This is a genomic window from Treponema medium, assembly GCF_017161265.1.
GTDB classification, from domain to species: domain Bacteria; phylum Spirochaetota; class Spirochaetia; order Treponematales; family Treponemataceae; genus Treponema; species Treponema medium.
In genome coordinates this window covers 671,025-689,576 of the sequence record NZ_CP031393.1, presented here as the reverse complement: position 1 = coordinate 689,576, position 18,552 = coordinate 671,025, and the positions used below count along the sequence as shown (strand labels likewise).

General features: G+C 44.7%; 25 protein-coding genes and 1 pseudogene. 21 read left to right on the top strand and 5 right to left on the bottom strand.

Going from position 1 to position 18,552, the window contains the following annotated elements:
* The first annotated feature begins 5 nt into the window (after positions 1 to 5).
* The 18 genes and pseudogenes from rpsQ to DWB79_RS03030 all read left to right on the top strand — a co-directional run bounded on the left by rpsQ (position 6) and on the right by DWB79_RS03030 (position 8,224).
* Positions 6 to 278: a 30S ribosomal protein S17 gene (gene rpsQ / locus DWB79_RS03115; RefSeq protein ID WP_006188379.1), complete on the top strand. Its 273-nt coding sequence runs from the start codon at positions 6 to 8 to the stop codon at positions 276 to 278.
* A 21-nt stretch (positions 279 to 299) separates the two neighbouring features.
* Entirely contained in the window at positions 300 to 668 is a 369-nt protein-coding gene (gene rplN, locus DWB79_RS03110; protein WP_016522589.1) for a 50S ribosomal protein L14, read from the top strand.
* A gap of 15 nt (positions 669 to 683) precedes the next feature.
* Entirely contained in the window at positions 684 to 998 is a 315-nt protein-coding gene (gene rplX / locus DWB79_RS03105; RefSeq protein WP_006188381.1) for a 50S ribosomal protein L24, read from the top strand.
* Positions 998 to 1,549: a 50S ribosomal protein L5 gene (rplE, locus tag DWB79_RS03100; RefSeq protein WP_006188382.1), complete on the top strand. Its 552-nt coding sequence runs from the start codon at positions 998 to 1,000 to the stop codon at positions 1,547 to 1,549. Before rplX ends, rplE begins: the two co-directional genes overlap by 1 nt.
* Before the next feature lie 11 nt (positions 1,550 to 1,560).
* Entirely contained in the window at positions 1,561 to 1,746 is a 186-nt protein-coding gene (locus DWB79_RS03095) for a type Z 30S ribosomal protein S14 (RefSeq protein ID WP_081984397.1), read from the top strand.
* Between the two features lie 10 nt (positions 1,747 to 1,756).
* Positions 1,757 to 2,156: pseudogene (rpsH, locus tag DWB79_RS03090) on the top strand (30S ribosomal protein S8).
* A gap of 9 nt (positions 2,157 to 2,165) precedes the next feature.
* Positions 2,166 to 2,708 carry a 50S ribosomal protein L6 gene (rplF, locus tag DWB79_RS03085; protein WP_016522588.1) on the top strand — a complete coding sequence of 181 codons (543 nt, stop codon included), beginning with the start codon at positions 2,166 to 2,168 and terminating at the stop codon, positions 2,706 to 2,708.
* 11 nt (positions 2,709 to 2,719) lie between these two features.
* Entirely contained in the window at positions 2,720 to 3,082 is a 363-nt protein-coding gene (rplR, locus tag DWB79_RS03080) for a 50S ribosomal protein L18 (protein ID WP_016522587.1), read from the top strand.
* Between the two features lie 8 nt (positions 3,083 to 3,090).
* On the top strand, positions 3,091 to 3,612 hold the full coding sequence (gene rpsE / locus DWB79_RS03075; RefSeq protein ID WP_016522586.1) for a 30S ribosomal protein S5: 522 nt from the start codon (positions 3,091 to 3,093) through the stop codon (positions 3,610 to 3,612).
* A gap of 3 nt (positions 3,613 to 3,615) precedes the next feature.
* A complete protein-coding gene (rpmD, locus tag DWB79_RS03070) occupies positions 3,616 to 3,801 on the top strand; it encodes a 50S ribosomal protein L30 (protein ID WP_006188388.1) in 186 nt (61 codons plus the stop codon).
* Positions 3,801 to 4,253 carry a 50S ribosomal protein L15 gene (gene rplO, locus DWB79_RS03065; RefSeq protein WP_016522585.1) on the top strand — a complete coding sequence of 151 codons (453 nt, stop codon included), beginning with the start codon at positions 3,801 to 3,803 and terminating at the stop codon, positions 4,251 to 4,253. Before rpmD ends, rplO begins: the two co-directional genes overlap by 1 nt.
* 17 nt (positions 4,254 to 4,270) lie before the next feature.
* The gene (gene secY, locus DWB79_RS03060; protein WP_016522584.1) at positions 4,271 to 5,590 is read left to right on the top strand and encodes a preprotein translocase subunit SecY; all 1,320 of its coding nucleotides are present in this window, start codon (positions 4,271 to 4,273) and stop codon (positions 5,588 to 5,590) included.
* Between the two features lie 42 nt (positions 5,591 to 5,632).
* Entirely contained in the window at positions 5,633 to 5,746 is a 114-nt protein-coding gene (gene rpmJ, locus DWB79_RS03055; protein ID WP_002672206.1) for a 50S ribosomal protein L36, read from the top strand.
* Positions 5,747 to 5,762: 16 nt separating this feature from the next.
* Complete coding sequence (gene rpsM, locus DWB79_RS03050; RefSeq protein WP_016519026.1) at positions 5,763 to 6,128, top strand: 30S ribosomal protein S13; 366 nt, start codon at positions 5,763 to 5,765, stop codon at positions 6,126 to 6,128.
* 16 nt (positions 6,129 to 6,144) lie between these two features.
* Positions 6,145 to 6,528, top strand: coding sequence for a 30S ribosomal protein S11 (rpsK, locus tag DWB79_RS03045; RefSeq protein WP_006188392.1), 384 nt, complete (start codon positions 6,145 to 6,147; stop codon positions 6,526 to 6,528).
* 15 nt (positions 6,529 to 6,543) lie between these two features.
* The gene (locus DWB79_RS03040) at positions 6,544 to 7,599 is read left to right on the top strand and encodes a DNA-directed RNA polymerase subunit alpha (protein ID WP_016522583.1); all 1,056 of its coding nucleotides are present in this window, start codon (positions 6,544 to 6,546) and stop codon (positions 7,597 to 7,599) included.
* Positions 7,589 to 8,032, top strand: a complete 444-nt coding sequence (gene rplQ, locus DWB79_RS03035) for a 50S ribosomal protein L17 (RefSeq protein ID WP_016522582.1) — start codon at positions 7,589 to 7,591, stop codon at positions 8,030 to 8,032. The genes DWB79_RS03040 and rplQ overlap by 11 nt, the downstream gene beginning before the upstream one ends.
* Positions 8,033 to 8,035: 3 nt before the next feature.
* On the top strand, positions 8,036 to 8,224 hold the full coding sequence (locus DWB79_RS03030) for a hypothetical protein (protein WP_006188395.1): 189 nt from the start codon (positions 8,036 to 8,038) through the stop codon (positions 8,222 to 8,224).
* A 698-nt stretch (positions 8,225 to 8,922) separates the two neighbouring features.
* Here DWB79_RS03030 and DWB79_RS03025 read toward each other — a convergent pair.
* Entirely contained in the window at positions 8,923 to 11,013 is a 2,091-nt protein-coding gene (locus DWB79_RS03025) for a methyl-accepting chemotaxis protein (RefSeq protein ID WP_016522581.1), read from the bottom strand.
* 873 nt (positions 11,014 to 11,886) lie between these two features.
* On the opposite strand from DWB79_RS03025, the gene DWB79_RS03020 reads away from it, so the two are divergent.
* The gene (locus DWB79_RS03020; protein ID WP_016522580.1) at positions 11,887 to 13,107 is read left to right on the top strand and encodes an SAM-dependent methyltransferase; all 1,221 of its coding nucleotides are present in this window, start codon (positions 11,887 to 11,889) and stop codon (positions 13,105 to 13,107) included.
* Between the two features lie 78 nt (positions 13,108 to 13,185).
* On the opposite strand, the gene DWB79_RS03015 is transcribed toward DWB79_RS03020, so the two are convergent.
* From DWB79_RS03015 to DWB79_RS03000, 4 genes are all read right to left on the bottom strand, one after another.
* Positions 13,186 to 14,463 (bottom strand): S-methyl-5-thioribose kinase, encoded by a 1,278-nt coding sequence (locus DWB79_RS03015; protein WP_016522579.1) that lies wholly within the window; start codon positions 14,461 to 14,463, stop codon positions 13,186 to 13,188.
* A gap of 76 nt (positions 14,464 to 14,539) precedes the next feature.
* Positions 14,540 to 15,277, bottom strand: coding sequence for a WecB/TagA/CpsF family glycosyltransferase (locus tag DWB79_RS03010; protein WP_016522578.1), 738 nt, complete (start codon positions 15,275 to 15,277; stop codon positions 14,540 to 14,542).
* Positions 15,259 to 16,083 carry an RsmE family RNA methyltransferase gene (locus tag DWB79_RS03005; RefSeq protein WP_016522577.1) on the bottom strand — a complete coding sequence of 275 codons (825 nt, stop codon included), beginning with the start codon at positions 16,081 to 16,083 and terminating at the stop codon, positions 15,259 to 15,261. Before DWB79_RS03005 ends, DWB79_RS03010 begins: the two co-directional genes overlap by 19 nt.
* 17 nt (positions 16,084 to 16,100) lie before the next feature.
* The gene (locus DWB79_RS03000; protein WP_016522576.1) at positions 16,101 to 17,594 is read right to left on the bottom strand and encodes a S41 family peptidase; all 1,494 of its coding nucleotides are present in this window, start codon (positions 17,592 to 17,594) and stop codon (positions 16,101 to 16,103) included.
* An 82-nt stretch (positions 17,595 to 17,676) separates the two neighbouring features.
* Between DWB79_RS03000 and DWB79_RS02995 the strand changes: the two genes are divergently transcribed.
* Together DWB79_RS02995 and DWB79_RS02990 are read left to right on the top strand one after the other, a co-directional pair.
* Positions 17,677 to 17,898 carry a hypothetical protein gene (locus DWB79_RS02995; protein WP_040858977.1) on the top strand — a complete coding sequence of 74 codons (222 nt, stop codon included), beginning with the start codon at positions 17,677 to 17,679 and terminating at the stop codon, positions 17,896 to 17,898.
* A 169-nt stretch (positions 17,899 to 18,067) separates the two neighbouring features.
* Positions 18,068 to 18,508: a Dps family protein gene (locus DWB79_RS02990; RefSeq protein WP_016522575.1), complete on the top strand. Its 441-nt coding sequence runs from the start codon at positions 18,068 to 18,070 to the stop codon at positions 18,506 to 18,508.
* The last annotated feature ends 44 nt before the right edge of the window (positions 18,509 to 18,552 follow it).

The window sequence follows — 18,552 nt, the reverse complement described above, 5'->3', positions numbered from 1 at the left end:
GGCCCGTGGAAGAAACAACGGCAAAAAAGAAATCCGGGAACCGCGAGTTTGTTGGTTTGGTAACCAGCGATAAAATGGATAAAACCATTGTTGTGCAGGTCGCTACCAAGAAACTTCATCGGCTGTATAAAAAGTACGTGCTCAATACAAAAAAGTATAAGGCGCATGACGAACAAAATACAGCTCACATTGGTGATACGGTGCGTATTGTAGAGAACCGTCCGATCAGCAAGGAAAAATGCTGGCGTTTGGCGGAGATTATTGAGCGTGCAAAATAACGAGTAAGGAGCGTCTATATTATGGTTCAAGTAGAAACAAGATTAAACGTTGCCGATAACTCGGGCGCAAAAATTGTAGAGTGTATTAAGGTAATCGGTGGATCTCACCGCCGATATGCCGGTATCGGTGATATTATTGTAGTAGCGGTAAAGGATGCTCTTCCGACTTCTACAATTAAAAAGGGTTCTGTAGAAAAAGCGGTTATCGTTCGCGTTTCTAAAGAATATCGCCGTCCTGACGGGACATATATCCGCTTTGACGATAACGCTTGTGTATTGGTCGATGCGAATAAGAACCCCAAGGGTAAGCGTGTTTTCGGACCTGTCGCGCGTGAACTGCGTGATATGGATTTTATGAAAATCGTATCGCTTGCACCTGAAGTTCTATAAGGAGATTGAGTGTTTATGGAAGGAAAAATCAAGATCCGTAAGAACGATACGGTAGAAGTGATTGCGGGCAGCGAGAAAGGAAAGCGCGGCGCCGTATTGCGTGTTTTACCTGAAAAAAATCAAGTGATTATTCAGGGCATCAATATGGGGAAAAAAGCAATGCGCAAGCGTTCTCAGCAGGATCAGGGCGGAATTGCCGAAATCGAGATGCCGATACATATTTCAAATGTAATGATAGTCGGTAAGAAAAGCGGCGTATCTCGCATTGGATATAAGATGGACGGCGATAAAAAAGTGCGTTTTTGCCGTAAGGGTGGAGAAGTATTATAATGAGCAATTATGTGCCACGGCTTAAGAAAATCTATACGGAAACAATAACGCCTGAGCTTACAAAAGAGTTCGGCTATACTACGGTTATGCAGGTGCCGAAGCTTGTTAAAATCGTACTCAGTATGGGGGTTGGTGAAGCATTGACAAATAAAAAATTGCTTGATGCTGCAGTAACCGATCTCGGTACTATTACCGGCCAAAAAGCGGTAAAAACAAAGGCAAAGAAAAGTATCGCTAACTTTAAACTTCGTGAAGGGCATGAAATCGGGGCGATGGTAACATTGCGCGGTGCTAAAATGTATGAATTTTTGGATCGTTTTATTAATGTTGCGCTGCCTCGTGTTAAGGATTTCCGCGGTGTAAATCCGAACGGATTTGACGGGAGAGGAAATTATTCATTAGGTGTTACGGAACAGATTATTTTCCCTGAAATCGACTTTGATAAAATTGAAAAGATTGCGGGTTTGAATATCAACGTCGTAACGACGGCAAAAACCGATAAAGAGGCACGGGCGCTTCTTTTGAAGTTCGGTATGCCCTTTAGAAAGTAAGAGAGGTTTTCATGGCAACAACAGCAATGATAAATAAGGCAAACAGTACGCCGAAGTATTCCAGCCGCCAATACAACCGCTGCAGAGTATGCGGCCGTCCGCGCGGATATATGAGGAAATTTCAGATGTGCCGTATTTGTTTTCGCAAATTAGCAAGTGAAGGCCAGATACCTGGCGTTACAAAATCAAGTTGGTAGGAGGTAAAAGATGAGCGTTTCAGATCCCGTCGCAGATATGCTTACAAAGATTCGGAATGCAGCGGCAGCCGGTCATGAGAAAGTCGATGTACCTTCTTCAAAGTTAAAACTTGAAATTGTGAAGATTTTAGAAAACCGAAGGTTTTATTAAGAATTTTAAAAGACTTAACGAAGCCGGCGAAAGTACAATCCGGATGTTCTTAAAATATGATGATAATGAATTACCCGTTATCCATGGTATTGAAAAGGTATCTACACCCGGACGTCGCGTATATTCAGGATATAAGATGCTTCCCCGCGTATATAACGGGTACGGTACTCTTATTCTTTCAACTTCAGTGGGCGTTATAACCGGCAAACACGCAAGCGAAAAGCAGGTTGGCGGCGAGCTTATCTGCAAAGTTTGGTAGGAGGCGAGTGTGTCAAGAATTGGAAAACTTCCGGTAGCTGTTCCTGCCGGAGTAAAAGTCAATATTGCCGACGGTTCATTGACCGTTGAGGGTCCCAAGGGGAAACTCTCCCGTACCTATAATTCGCTGGTACAGGTAAAGTTTGAAAACTCCGAGGTTTCCGTAACGCGGGTGAATGAGTCTAAGGAAGCCCGCTCGTTTCACGGGTTGTATCGGAATTTAATTCACAATATGGTCGTGGGCGTCAGTCAGGGCTTTTCTAAAACTTTGATTGTTAACGGCGTCGGTTACCGTGCCGAAGTGCAGGGAAAACTGTTGGTGATGGCTTTAGGCTATTCAAACGATTTTATCGTTTTGATCCCCGAAGGCATCGAGGTAAAGGTTGAACCGCAGGGAAATAAAGTTATTATCTCCGGTATTGATAAGGAAAAAGTCGGCGAATTTGCAGCGCAGATCCGTAAACTCAGATTACCCGAACCCTACAAGGGAAAGGGTATCCGTTATGAAACCGAAGTTATTAAACGCAAAGTCGGTAAGACCGGTGTTAAATAAGGATAGGTACTATGTTTAAAAAGCGAATCGAGAAAGATAGAAAGAGATTTAAGCGTAAAGTTCATATCCGTAAACGGATTTATGGAACAGCTGAACGTCCGCGTATGACTGTGTTCCGCAGTAATAAAAATATTTCGGTGCAGGTTATCGATGATGATGCGCGCATCACCATCGCTTCAGTTTCAACGCTTGAAAAAGATTTTAAGCCGTTGAAGGCAAACACTGAATCAGGAGCAAAGATCGGAGAAGAACTCGGTCGGCGTCTCAAGGAAAAAAATATTACTACGGTTGTTTTTGATCGGAACGGTTATCTGTATCACGGTGTGGTGCAGGCAGTTGCAGACGGCGCCCGGAAAGCGGGAATAAATTTCTAGGAGCGGATATGGATCGTCAGAAAGATTTTAACAGAGACAGTTCGCATCGCGAGAAGGAACTGGTAGAAAAGCTGGTTAAGTTAAACCGGACTGCAAAGGTTGTAAAGGGCGGCCGCCGTTTCTCTTTTTCCGCGTTAACGGTTGTTGGTGATCAGAATGGACATGTGGGATATGGTTTCGGCAAGGCGAATGATGTAAGCCAAGCCATTAAGAAGAGCATTGAAAAAGCAAAAGCTAATATGATTTATATTCCGCTGAAGAATGGCACCATTCCGCATGAAGTGCAGGCTAAGTTCAAGGGTTCTTCGGTATTGCTTCGTCCTGCTCGTTCCGGTACGGGAATTATCGCAGGCGGTACTATTCGTGCGATTATGGAAGCAGCTGGAGCAGCGAATGTTCTTTCAAAATCCTTGGGGTCAAACTCCGCAGTAAATGTCGTGCGGGCAACCTTCGAGGCTGCATCGGAATTAATGGATGCTAAAACGATTGCTAAGAACCGCGGAAAGTCTATTACGGATGTCTGGGGGTAAACTATGGCAAAGAAAATTCGGATTACGTTAGTTAAAAGCACCATTGGACAAAAAAAGCCGGTTCGCGCAACCGTTCGTTCCTTAGGGCTTGGAAAATTGCATTCCGTAGTTGAGCACTCCGCTTCTCCCGCCATCTTAGGTATGGTACGGGCGGTTTCTCACTTAGTTGAAACAGAGGAGCTTGATTAATGTCTGATTTTATATTGAATGCGCCGAAAGGGGCAAATAAGAAAAAGCGCATTGTAGGCCGCGGTTCTTCATCCGGTCGGGGAACGACATCAGGTAAGGGAAACAAAGGCCAGAATGCACGATCCGGCGGCAAAACCTATATCGGTTTTGAAGGCGGACAAATGCCGTTGTATCGCCGCGTTGCGAAAAAAGGCTTTTCTAACTATCCCTTTAAGGAAACATATTCGGTTGTAAATTTATTTATGATCGATGAAAAATATTCCGATGGGGAAACCGTTAATAAAGAAACGCTGAAAGCAAAGGGGCTGCTGAAAAAGCAAACGGCTTTGGTAAAAGTTCTCGCTTCCGGCGATCTTACCAAAAAGTTGACGGTTGATGTAGATAAAGTTTCCGCACAGGCGCAGGCAAAGATTGAAAAAGCCGGCGGGACAGTCGTTAAACAGAACGGCTAAGCAGGCGGGCTTCATACATGGCTAACAATGCACTTGTAAATGTATTTCGGATAAAAGAATTACGCGACCGCATTTTGTTTACGGTTGGAATTTTGATCGTATTTCGCTTGGGATCGGTACTCACTATTCCCGGTATTGATCCCCACGCCTTATCGGCATATTTTCAATCGCAGGTACGGGGAAATGCTTTTGTCGATTATATGGACTTCTTTGTCGGCGGGGCATTCTCCAACTTTTCCGTATTCATGCTTGGCGTTATGCCGTATATCTCAACTCAAATTTTGATGCAGCTTGCGTTATTCGTATTTCCGAGTTTGAAAAAGATTGCGGAAGATGACGGCGGCCGGAAAAAGATACAGGTATGGACGCGAATTCTTACCGTGTTTGTCGCATTGATTCAATCTTATGCGGTAACCTTCTATGCTTATTCGATACCCGGTGCTATCGTGCTTCAAAGCCGGTTTATGTACATCTTTGTTACGATGCTTACCGTAACGACGGGTACCATGATAACGGTTTGGTTGGGCGAGCAGATTACAGCTCGCGGTATCGGAAACGGTATCTCGATGATTATCTTTGCGGGTATTATTGTCCGATTACCCCACGCCGTTTCGCAGATGATCCGGCTGGTGCGGCTTGGTGAATTAAACCTCGTTTTTGTCGTCATCGCATTGATTATGTTTGTCGGTATTATCGTACTGGTTGTTTATGAGCAGCAAGGGCAGCGGAAAATACCGGTGCACTATGCGAAACGGGTTGTAGGGCGGAAAATGTATGGCGGTCAAAACACCTACATTCCGTTTAAGATTAATCCATCGGGTGTTATTCCGATCATCTTTGCATCATCATTTTTGACTTTTCCGATTTCGATTGCGACAACGATAGGGCCGAATGTCCGGTGGCTGAACAGTCTTGCGCATTTTCTGCGTCCGAATGGTTTGTGGTACAATATTTTCTATTTGATCCTTATTGTGTTTTTTGCATATTTTTATACACAGATTTCGTTAAACCCCACAGAAATTGCAAAGCAGATAAGGGAAAACGGCGGATCTATTCCCGGAATTAGAACTGATAAAACCGAGGAATACTTGCAACGGATTTTAAATCGGCTGATTTTACCCGGTTCGTTGTATTTGGCGCTGATTGCCGTCTTGCCGACTGTAATACAGACCATTTTCGGCTTCCCTCAGTCGATTTCGATGCTGATGGGCGGTACCTCGCTTCTCATCTTGGTTGGCGTTGATCTTGATACGATGAGTCAAATCGAAGCGCAGCTTAAAATGCACCATCACGAGGGGTTGGTAAAACGAGGAAAGCTCAGATCACGGAATCTGTAGTATTTCGGGAAAGGTTATTCTTTTGTTAAGGAGAAAAACAATATGAAAGTAAGAACCAGCGTAAAGCCTATTTGCGATAAATGTAAGGTTATTAAACGCAATGGAATTGTGCGGATTATCTGCACTAATCCCAAACACAAGCAGCGCCAAGGCTAATGGAGGAAACTGAAGAATGGCTCGTATTTCTGGGGTCGACCTCCCCAATAAACATGTTAATATCGCGTTGACGTATATCTATGGAATATCTCACTCATCTGCAAAAGCAATTTGCGAAAAATCAAAAATTGATCCGATGCGGATGATCAACGATTTAAATCAGGATGAACTTGCCGCTATCCGTGCCGTTATCGACCAAGATTACAAGGTTGAAGGTCGGCTTCGTACCGAGGTCGCTTTAAATATAAAGCGCTTGATGGATATCGGTTGCTATCGTGGTTTACGACATCGTAAGGGTTTGCCCGTCCGCGGACAACGCACAAGAACCAATTCCCGTACTCGCAAAGGTAAGAAGAAGACCGTTGCCGGTAAGAAGAAGTAATTTTGGAGGATAAGCTGTGGCTACAACTGCAAAAAAACGAAAAGAAAAGAAAAGCGTATATGAAGGAAATGTCTATATTCAGGCAACCTTTAATAATACCATTATTACCATAACCGATTTGAAAGGCAATGCGTTGTCTTGGGCGTCCTCCGGTGGATTAGGATTTAACGGTGCGAAAAAATCGACCCCCTTTGCTGCACAGACGGTCGCAGAAACGGCTGTACAGCGTGTTCAGCAGTATGGATTGCGAGAAGTTCACGTATTTGTGAAGGGACCCGGTGTCGGCCGCGAATCCGCAATCAGAACGCTTGGCGTTATGGGGTTAAAAGTTCGCTCTATTAATGACGTAACTCCTATTCCGCATAACGGTTGCCGTCCCCGCAAGACTCGCCGTATCTAATAAAAAGGAGTTTAAATGGCTCGTAAAAATCTTTTGAAAGGATTCAAAAAACCAAAAGGTCTGGAATTTGCAGCAGATGTCTCAAATGACAGCTATGGTAAGTTTACGGCGTCTCCCTTTGAAACAGGCTTCGGTACAACGATCGGCAATTGTTTGCGGCGTGTTTTGTTGTCTTCAATACAAGGGTATGCTATTTCCGCTGTAAAAATTACCTCTTACGATGCTGATGATGTTCCGCATGGTATCTCAAGCGAGTTTGAAGCAATTCCAAACGTAACCGAAGACACAATGGAAGTTTTGAATAACCTAAAACAAATGCGGCTGCGGCTCCCGAATGAGATTGAACAAGATGTCTTTTTGTTTGATTTTAAAGGCCCCTGTTCTGTTAGTGCGGCCGATTTTGCAAAACCCGGTCAGCTTGAAATTTTATCCGATGATCTCCATATTATGGAGCTGATGGATAATGCTCATGTTGAGATAGAGGTTCAGGTTGATTTCGGCCGCGGTTATGTACCGGCAGAAACGAACGAAAAATATGTCGAAGTTGTCGGGACGATCTCGTTGGATACCATCTTTAGCCCGGTTCGGAAAGTCAGTTATGAAATTCAACCGTGCAGAGTAGGGCAGCGTAACGATTACGACAAGCTTGTGCTTGAAATCTGGACGGATGGCACCATACGACCTGAGGATGCGTTAGCAGAAGCTGCGAAAATTGCGAAAGAACATTTTACCGTTTTTGTCAATTTTAACGAAAATGAATTGATCAGCGATGATGAATCCGATGAAAGCGATGAAATGATAAAGCAATTGCTTGACACACCGATCACCGAACTTGATCTTTCCGTGCGGGCTTCCAATTGTTTGAAAAACGCAAACGTTTCAACAATCCGCGATTTGACAATGATGACCGAGGATGAGATTTCGAAAACTCGAAATGTCGGAAAGAAGAGTTTGCAGGAAATACAAGAAAAGTTGGCGGAACGTAATTTGAGTTTGGGTATGACTGATTACAGTCATTTAAAAAATTCGATCAAGTTATCGAGACAAAAGGAAGAAACAGATGAAGCATAAAAACGGCTTTAATCCGCTTTCACGTACCAGTGCACATCGCCGCGCATTGCATCGTAACATGGTTACATCACTGTTTAAGTACGAGCGGATTACTACGACAAAACAAAAGGCGATGGAGATTCGGAGAACCGCAGAAAAGCTTATTACCCGTGCTAAGGTCGATTCAGTACATAATCGGCGGCAGGCTGCAACCTATATTTGGGATGAGGCAATCTTGAATAAATTGTTCACCGACATCGGTCCGCGTATGAAGGATCGAAACGGCGGATATACCCGCGTGCTTAAATTAGGTTTACGTGAGGGTGATGCCGCACAGGTTGCAATTTTAGAGCTAGTTGACTATACGCTCGATAAGAGCACGAAGAAGTCGGCAGATGCAAAGAAAGACGATGCAGACAAGGGCGCTGCAAAGTCAAAGGCAGCGGAGGGCTAAACTATGTCGAAAGCACATCGCGGAAAGGGAATTAAAAGCGTTCCCAATCATGGGCGGGGGACATGCCCCGTAACCGGCCAAACCGGTGTTAAGCTGTTGTATGAGCAGGAAATTGACGGAAAGAAAGTTAATATCTCAAAAGTCGGCCGTGCAATGCTGAAAAACAAGAAAGCCGCCGAAGCTAAGGCGTAAATAACACTACGCTCTGAACAAAAACGCTCCTTAAAATTCAGCAGCCGAATAAAATATTAATTTTAGAGGATGCTGAATTCGTGCGCGAAAACGCTCGCTCTGCCGAGCGTTTTTTTTATTTTTAGCCGCTCAAATAGTACGTTGGTGATGTCTCAAAAGTTGGTTACTTTTTCGACATCCCCGCGAGTTTAAAATTAAGTCTTTATACAGTAACAACTTAATTTTAAACATTGCATCTAAATCTAAGAAAACTGTCTAAAAACTGTTACGCAATCCGCTTTAGCGGATGTGATAATTCATTTCCTTACAGAAAAAGCCGATAGGCTTTCAGTTTTTGGACGGCCCCTTGCAAGTTTTGCCATGCGGCAAAAACACCGCTATTGCATGGAACCTCCGCCGTCCTTAGCTGTCCTGAAACGCATTTTTCGTAAAAAATCATAATAGCTAAACTTCTGGTTCGGAACTAAGCTCTGGTATCAAAGTGGGTTCTTAGGGCAAAGTCCTAAGCCGTAGTTTTTCTTTTGGGAGTTATAGGGTGTGTTTTCTTTTTATCGGAAAAAACTATTTCCAACGCTTTTGAAAATAGACGGTGTAGACACAAGGAGTTTAGCAAAAGCGAAGCGGAGGCGTACTTGCTGTACGTTGAGCATTCGCTTTTGCGTAACGACGCAGTAGATGCGCCGTATATTTTCAAAAGTCTAGACTTTGAATTTAGACACTTCCTCCGCCAAGCTCTCAATACTCCGCTTATTCTTTTGACTGATCTCATTTACTTCCTGCACGGCATTGCTAATCTGCACCGCGCCGGAGGCCATCTCGTTCATGCTTTCGGTGATGACGCGCGTAAGGTCGTCGAGTTTCCGCATTTCGACTGCAACGCCTTCGCCGCCTTTCAGCATTTCTTCCGAACCTGCCTGTACTTCCACCGTAACGGTGTTGATGCTCTTAATGGCGGTAAGTACCTCTCTGCTGCCGTTTTCCTGTTCCCGCATCGCTTCGGTAAGCCTGTTACTCATATCCTTAACCTGTTCGGCAAGAGTGAAAATCGCATTGAACTTTTCTTCTACCGTTTTTGAAGAAGCGGAGAGGGTTTCGATTTCTCCCGATAAGGTTTTTAGCGTTGTGGTGATGGTTTTACCTTGCGTTGAGGATTCTTCCGCGAGTTTGCGGATTTCGTCCGCAACGACGGCAAAGCCTTTGCCTGCTTCTCCCGCATGAGCCGCCTCAATCGCAGCGTTCATCGCGAGCAGATTGGTTTGAGATGCAATATGCTGAATAACGCTCGATGCTTCCATCAGCGAACCTGATTCTTCTGCAATCTTCTGCGTTACGGTATTGGAGGTAACGAGCGTTGCTTTGCCGTCGCCGGTTGCGGTTGTAAGGCTTTTGATTACGTCGTCGGTTTTGCCGAGCGTCTGTCCGATGGAGGCGATATTCGCAACCATTTCTTCTACAGAAGATGAGGATTGCGCAACGCTCGCTGCCTGCGTTTCGATGCTATTATTCAGCTGCTTAATGGTGCGAACAATTTCTTCGACAGTTGCAGCCGTTTCGGTAACGCTGGCTGCTTGGGTCATTGCCTGCTGCTTTACTCCGTCGATATTGGCGCTGATTTGATTAACGGCGCTGGCCGTTTCGTTCATGTTTGAAGCAAGCTCGTTACCGATATTGGTCATATCTTCACTGCTTTCACCGACGGATTTAATCGCTGCTCCAATTTTTTCAATTGTTTCATTAAAGTATTCCGATAAATCGGTTACTTCGTCGTTGCCGTGCACCGGCAGACGCACCGTTAAATCGCCTTCGCCTTGCGCTATATCTTTGAGGGCGCTAACAACAACATTGATAGGCTTTATCATTGCACGGGCAACAAAAAAGACGATAATCAAACTTACCGCTAAAATGCTGAAACCGATAATAATCATTTCGAGACGCAGCTCGCTTATTGTTCCCATAAACTCTTCAACCGGAGCAGAGATGATTACCGTCCAGCCGGTTGTTTTCATAGTGGCATAGGAGGCTATTTTGCTTATTCCCTTGTATTCATAAAAACCGATTGAAGGCTCGTCGATTTCTACCGCCATTTTTTCAAAGGACGCAATAGATTTGAAAGTCGAATCGGTTTTTACTGTCTCTTGTGCATTCTCCATTTTTTCAACTTCTGTAAAGTCTTTTGAAGCGATGGTCGTTCCCGTAAGACCTAAAATATAACAATATCCTGTTTTGCCAACCACAATATCGTCAATTTGATCGGTGAGCCATAAGCCGTCAACATCGGCACCCAATACTCCGATAATATTCCTATTGTCATCATACACCGGTAAAGAAAAAGTTATAAATATGTTATTTTGTGAATCGATATAGGGTTCCGTCGTATTTTTTTCCCCGTTTATACTTGCTTGAAACCATTTTGTATTATTAAACGCTATCTCAGATCCGTCTAAGTTGTATAAGTTTCCGCTTTTATCGGTGATATATAATTCACTGATAATGGAATTGAATTTTGCTTCTTCGGCAAGTATTGCCATTTTTTCTCTAAATGTAATGGTATTATCGCGCAATACGGGCATTCTGGTTATGCCTTCCAAAAATTGAAAGAATGCATTAACCCGTCCGTCAAGTATTTCGGCAACATCGGTTGCCTTGTCGATAAGGTGTGTTTTTACTTTTTCGGTTACGGCTTTACGTGCTGTACGCACTCCGATAAGCGCAAGAGTGAATCCGGCTACAAAAATCAATGCACCGAATACAAGCATCAATTTGTTCCTAAGTGAAAAGCGATGTTTCATTGTGAACCTCCTTTGTGTAGGGAGCTTTTTTTCTTTTTTTTCGATAAAAAGAAAAAAAGCTCCCTACGACCCTAAAAAAAGAAAAATATCGACCAAAGGGAGTACCCTTTGGAAACCCCTAAAGAATAATATAGAAATGGATTATCCGGAATTGATATTTTTACATCCGTTTATGGATATTTTGATACGTTGAGGATTTTCACCAGCGGCACGGATGCCATCGTTCAGAAATATCCATCCGTGGACATTTCTGAACTTCGAGTTTTTCATAAACGAAAAACTCGATATTGTATGGAACCACTGACATCCTGTCAGAGAAGCGACACAGTAGATGTGCTGTATATTGCGAAAAAAAGTCTTTTGGAAATAGACGATGCAGATGCTAGGAGCGTATAAAAAACACCCGCAGGCATGTTGGACAGCGTACGTCCGTGTACGCTGTCCAACGACAAGTTTTTCTGACGAAAAACTTGCTGCAGCTTGGAACCAGCGGCATCCGTGCCGCTTCTGATACGTCGAGGACTGTTTTTTATGAAGCGACAACGCAGATGCGTCGTATATTTCCAAAAGATGGGGGGGGGGGGTATTATATACATATTTTTCATCTTGTCAATCGTTTTTCCATATAACATAATATTTTTTATGCACATCAACCGTAAACATTGGGTAAAAAAACCGTGTTTACCGACAAATCATTACATAGAAATAATTATACCATGGAAAAGTGCAATCTGCAAGGAAAAATATGTCTATTATTGCAATTTAAGCACTGCATAGTATTTTATGGAATCGCAGACATCTTTCGCCCAAAACGAACAGGGCTGTCCAAAAAGTATAGAGATATGATAGAATCCCAAGCAGCCCAATACTATTATGACGATGGATTTGTGTAAAATTGCCGCTGCAAAACCTTATGGTTCTATTTGTAAGTTAGCCGGTAAGGCATGGATACCGGTAAAAGGTTTTGAATCGCATTTGGATGATGAGTTAGCTTTGCAGGCTAATGGTTTGCCCGGGCGTATGTGGCGTTTTTTTTCCGCTTCCAATGGCTATAGTGATTTTAAGGTGAACAGTGTACCGGTTCAGACAAGCAAGCTTGTGTACTGTGAAGATATACGGCAGGAAGTATTTTGGAAGCAGCTGTGTTGGGAAGAACCGTTTGTGGTGCGGTTCCGCAGTATTGGAGAAGCTGCGGAGCTGTTGCGAGGTATTCAGCGAAATTGGGCGCACTATCCGCTTAACTGTTTTAGGCGGGCGGAATTGATTGGGGCAAAGCTGCCGTATATCAGCAAAAAAGAAAAACCGTTTCCTTATACCGTGCCGCTTGCCGGTATGGGGGTGTGGTCGCTGTTGGATGAACATACCTTGCTTGCGTCTGCAAGAACGTCGTCACCGTTTCCACTTGGCGTTATCCGTTTTACTGAAGACCATCAAAATCCGCCAAGCCGCGCCTATCTTAAATTATGGGAAGCCTTATCCCTGTTGGATTTTTACTATCGGCGCTCTGCCGAAACTCGTGCCACCGAAACCAACTACACTGAAACTCGCATCGCTGAAACACCCGACGCTGAAACACGCAATACCGAAACACACTCCCTGCCTACAAAAGCTGTTGCTGCAGAGCAAAAGGGAGGGGCTGTTTCATCGGTAATACCGGTAGAGTGGGCATTACCTCAGCGCGGCTCACATTGTGTGGATGCGGGGGCCTGTCCCGGCGGTTGGACATGGGTGCTGAATAATCTGAGGGCAGAGATAACTGCTATCGACCGAAGCCCGCTGGCGGATTTTTTGATGCGTGAACCGCGGATTACCTTTATGCAGCATGACGCATTTACATTAACTCCCGAAAGTCTCGGTAAACAGGATTGGGTGTGTTCCGATGTTATCTGTTATCCTCCTCGCTTACTGGAATGGATTGAACGGTGGCGGGCAAGCGGCCTTTGTTCAAAATTTATCTGTACAATCAAAATGCAGGGGGCGCCCGATTTCGATACCATCCGCCGCTTTGCGGAAATTCCCCACTCAAAAATCGTTCATCTTACTGCAAATAAACACGAGCTGACGTGGCTATGTGCTCCGTTTATCGATGGGTGACTGTTACATAATGGTAATGGTTGTTGGTCTGGGGGTATCGCCGATGTCTTTGCAAGTTTAGCGCAAGGCCTTTCTCATTTATACCCTGCTTTTTAAAAGAGCTTTTTTAAAGTATGTAATCGTGAGTGCACCAATATTCGCTTGCCGCCGCCGCTTAATGAGCCTACAGCCTATCTTGATTATGATACGTTCCATAGTAACACGCCGCGGATCTGAACCCATCGCATCGAATTCAGCAGTTTTTGTGTCCCCGATAGTTCGGCGGATGATTTCTGTACCGGCAAAGCCGTAGGCATCGACGAGTATTTCAGCGATCCGTCGCCGGATATACCGTTCGTTGTAGAGCGGGTCGCTTAATGGAACGGTGTTACACCGTTTCAATGCCTTTGCGGTAAAAAGCTGTGGAAGCGCTTCGATTGCAGCAGCCATTCGCTCGATAAAATTATCGGCGGCGGAGAGCTTTTTGCGGGTAAAAGCGGCATACATCCATGCACAATAAAGATTAGCGATAATATTGCCGAGATCATATCCGATTGGGCCGTAAAAGGCAAATTCGGGGTCGATAATTTTCATACATGGCTCGCTTGTCGCATTCCTATCGGGAGTGGTATTCGTATTGATAGGTACGTCGATAGTGTTGCCGATAAAGATCGAACCCGTATGCAAATCACCGTGGATAAGCGCCTCTGCCTTATTCATAAAGATTTCTCGTAACGAAGCAACCTCAGCTTTAAGGACTTCATCATTGTAAAGCGTTTTTTGTACAAAGGCCTCGTTACCGGGGGTGATGCGGTTGCGTTTTTTCCCGTTGCAGTACGGCTCGGAAAATACAAGCGTTTCGGAAATTGCGCACAGCTCGGGATTGATAAAAGCTTTTACCCGCTCCTTTTTTTCTTCCGGCGGCAAAAATAGATCGCTTGTCGGAAAAACTGCATCGGCCAAAAAGGATGCTGCGTTTTCCGCAAAACTCGCCGGAAGCGGACGCCCTGCCATCAGTTCCTTCCGTAAATTACCGCAATAGGAAATATCTTCCATACAGATAGCGCTCATTGTATCGTCGTAGGCGTAAATACGGGGTACGAACTGCGGGGTAAGGGCTGCATAAATGCGGAGTGCGTCCGCTTCTCTCCTACTGCGGGTAATATCGAGCGGACGCCCCGATGATCGGAGCAACCGGTCTGCCTGCTTTACAATAATGCTTTTTCCGCTGGTGCGCGAACGTACACGGAATACATAGTTGATATTTCCGTCCCCGATTTCTTCCGCATCGAGCGGTTCATTCGGCGAAAATAGCCGAAGCTCTTCAACAAGGTAGGTCTTTACGGTTTCCGTATCAAGTAAGTAATGCTCTTTCATGGTTGTATGTATGTCCTTAAAATGCACCGGTCGAACAAAATATGAATTTTGTACCTGCAGCCGAAGTTAGACCGCCTTATGTTCTAAATAGCCGGTAGAACAGCACAATCAGCAAAAAGAGAAGGTAGCGGAATACGTAAAATACTTTAAAAGGATTGCGCAGCAGCTGCGGCCAAAACTCGTGTCCTTTCCGAAATGCAGCGTCCGAAATACGTTTTTTACGTTTTGCAAAGATATCGATGATATCGTTGTCGTGGATAAAGATGCTTGCGGGTAATGTCGCTTTATTCCGATGAATCCATCGAACGCCGCCGGGAATACCGTTTCCGGCAATCAACAGGGCGGGATGGGCTTTGACAATCGAAAGGAGAATATCCGGTTCCATATTCTTGCGGTAAAAGCCGTTAAAACGGCCGACAATACCGATACCCGGAAAGGTTACGTGTACATTACGTTCAGCATCGAGTAGGTTTTGGGCACGTCCGCCCAATAAATAGAGCGTTTTATAGTGAGAATCGATAATATTCAAGATTCTGATAATCATATCAAAGGAGTCGCGTCTAATCGGTACGGGAAGTTTGAGGAACTGCGCCGCTTTTAATAAACTTTTTGAAAGCGGAAGGCAGAGTGCCGCTTGCTTCAGCATTGTACGGAATTCCGTATCACGCCGAGCCCTGAGTAAATCCCAGATTGTGATGAACACAATATGCTGCGGTTCGCCTTTGTCCAACATATCCATTACGGTTTGTTCTATATCTTCGTCGGGGAGAATATCGATGGGGATTGTTAAGAGGTTTATACGGGTAATTGCCATTGGTCAGCCTCGTTTATAATAGTTTGTGCCGCTGCAATCGCATACAGTGCGGCGGTTTCTGCACGTAATACGTTCGTTTTAAAATGAATGGTTTGGAATGCCGCTTCGCGGAGTACCGCTGCTTCCGCGGGGCTTATGCCTCCCTCCGCTCCGATTGCCAGTACGATGTGGGAAGGCTTTTCTGCAAGCAGTTGGTGAAATCCGACGGACGCCTCGGCGGCTTCGCTGCACTGAGCAAACACGGTAGTAGCAGCCGGTACAAGCGTTTTTAAGGTGTTGAGCATTTCGGCAAGCGGCGCCGGTTCCATAACGACGGTACCGACCGGAGAACCGGATTGCTGCCGTGCCTCTTTGATAATGCGCCTGAACCGTTCCAGCTGTGCAGGGTTTTGTTTTTTTGCAATGGAAAATTCGCCAATTACCGGTAAAACGGCGCACACGCCTGCCTCCGTCGCCTGCCTGATAATCGTGTCGGTTTTAGAGCCTTTGAGCACCCATTGCAGCAAGATAAGGTCGGCAGCAGGTGCGGCATACGCAAGCGAACAGTTTGCGGCTTGGTTGGTTGCACCCATAGCAGCTGTTTCAGACACACCGAGTGGCGCTGCTTGCCGCTTTAACCGCAGTGTTTTTTTTGCGGTATTTATCGAATCGATGACCATATCGGCAGCGCCGCTTTGCGGCAGCAGCGCCGGTAGGATATCGCCTTCTCGCATGCGCCGTACCTTTACCAAGTATATAAAAGCTTTGCCGCTCAAGGTGAGCATACCCTTACTATCCGGCTTTTGTTCGATAATAAATTGCTTCATCGCTTCGTAATACCGATTTATGAAGCTTTCTTCAACTCGGCTGCGGCTTTTTCTTGAGCTGCTTCGTCCTGCATTTGACGTACAGTTTTGCTGTTTCGCAGTAGTTGCGGCAAGGTTCCGCTTTTAAGAATTTTGACAGCTTCTTGCAGCGGCGCGTCATATTCAATATCAGCCGCGGGTGCGGTGTGAGTTCTATTATATTCCTGCCGAATCAGAATGCGGAGCAATTCTTTGTTCAGGGAATATTCTTTTGCGAGCGTTTCCGCATATCGGGTAATTTGTACTGCGGTTAAATCCTTGTTCTTCTTGACAAAGTTGGAAAGTTTTTCATCTTTGAACAGTTTTTCCAGCTGTTTTTCGTCATCTGCCGATAACGGCGGGAATAGCACCGCTTCTTTGTCCGGTTTAATGCCGGTTTTGTCGATGTTTGCGTCGCTCGGTGTATAATAGCGCGAAGTCGTCATCTTAAAGGAATCTTTTTGTGTCAAATTGAAGATCTGCTGCACGGAACCTTTTCCGTAGCTGGTTTCCCCGACGAGGTATGCGCGCTTATAGTCCTTTAAGGCTCCCGCCAATATCTCCGAGGCGCTTGCGGAACCTTTATTGATAAGTACAACAAGCGGCACATCCGCAAATACCGCATCGATTGCAGCGTTTGTGTTAAACTCAAGGTTGTACTGAGGAATGCGCGATTTTGTCGAAACAATCAATCCTTCTTTGATAAAAAGGCTCGCCGTATCGACCGCCGCATCAATAAGTCCCCCCGGATTATTTCGGAGATCGAGTACCAATTTGGTTACGCCTTCCGCTTGTAGACTTTCCATTGCTTCCCGTATGCGGCGGCTGCTATTCGGATTAAATTCTATCAGGCGGATATAACCGATATCTTTATCAAGCTTTATGTATTTAATGGTTGGAACTTCAATCCGTGCCCGCACTAGTTTAACCGGAAATTCCATATTCTTTCCGCGTCGGACGGTTACGGTAACGGAGGTACCGATTTTGCCGCGGAGCTTTGCCACGACATCCGCCTGCGTCATCTCGATGGTGGATTCTCCTTCGATTTCGGTAATGAGGTCGTCCGCCTGAATGCCTGCTTTCCACGCAGGGGTTCCTTCGAGGGCAGACGCAACTTCAATATAGGATGGGCGTTCAGCTGCCGAAGCGGTAGGCTTGGTAAAGGTAATACCGATGCCGCCGAAGTAGCCGGTTGTGGTATCCTGCAACCCGACGCCGGTTAGACTGCCGTTGTCGATATACATAGTATACGGGTCTTTGAGTGCATTGAGCATTCCTTCCGCGGCGCCCTGAAAGAGTACCTCCGGATTTACCTCATCGACATAATAGCGTTGAAGCGCCTCATTTAAGTATTGCAGGTATTGCATATACGGTATCGTACTTTGCGTCCGATCCTGCTGAGATTGGGCAAAGATAGACGGTGCATACGATACGGTAGAAATGAGAATAACGGAGAATAAACAGGTAATAATCCAAATTTTTCGAGGTTTCATAGAAAATATTTTCTATTATATTGAGAAATTGTCAAGCCTTTAGCGATTTTGTATCTTTGTTCGCATATTTAAATGAGGTAAAGTGATTGATATATGTGATAGTACAACAAACGATGTCTCCGACGAAACACTTTCTGAGCAGATCAAACAAAAAGTGAGATCACACATTCACTTCTTGTTTGAACGCTTTCTTTTAGAGGGTACCCATGAAAATGATTGGACAGTTCCCGTAAAACGATGGCTGCAAAGGTATGCACGCTCAAAAAACGCCGTTTTGCCGATCGCTCGCTCGCCGCTTACATAATTTGCAGATAGTATGCTTGTTAAAAGAACTTTGATTATTATGCAACACAGAAGTCTATTACGACGAATTTTGTTGACGATTGCCGTTTTTTTATGTATTTTTTTAATACAAAGATGATAATGTATTTCTTTAGAAGTGCAAAACATACATCTTTTAATAGGAGACAATTATGACAAAAGAAATGGAAAAGAAATTAAATCTGTATCTTGCAAATCAACTGGTTGATTATGTCAAAAAGCATAACCTACATTGGAACTTGAAGGGAAGTCACTTTTTTACCCTTCATGCAAAACTTGAAGAATTGTATGACGAAGCGGGTGATATTCTCGACGAAGTTGCAGAACGAATTCTCGCACTTGGCGGCAACCCCGTTTCCAGTATGAAAGAAGCACTGGCAATTGCGATGATTAAAGAATTGGAAGACGGTCCCAAATCAACCGATGCGGTTATTCACGCTCTCGTTTCCGATACCGACTATTGGATTAAAGATTCAAAAGAAATCGTCGAACTTGCCGAAAAAGAAGGTGACGGCGTTACAGCTGATATGTTCAACGGCTATACCAAAGAATATCAAAAATTGGCATGGATGCTGAAAGCATATCAGAGCTAAAAAAACACCGCTTTAAGATTAAAAGCAACACACAAGGAGATTTC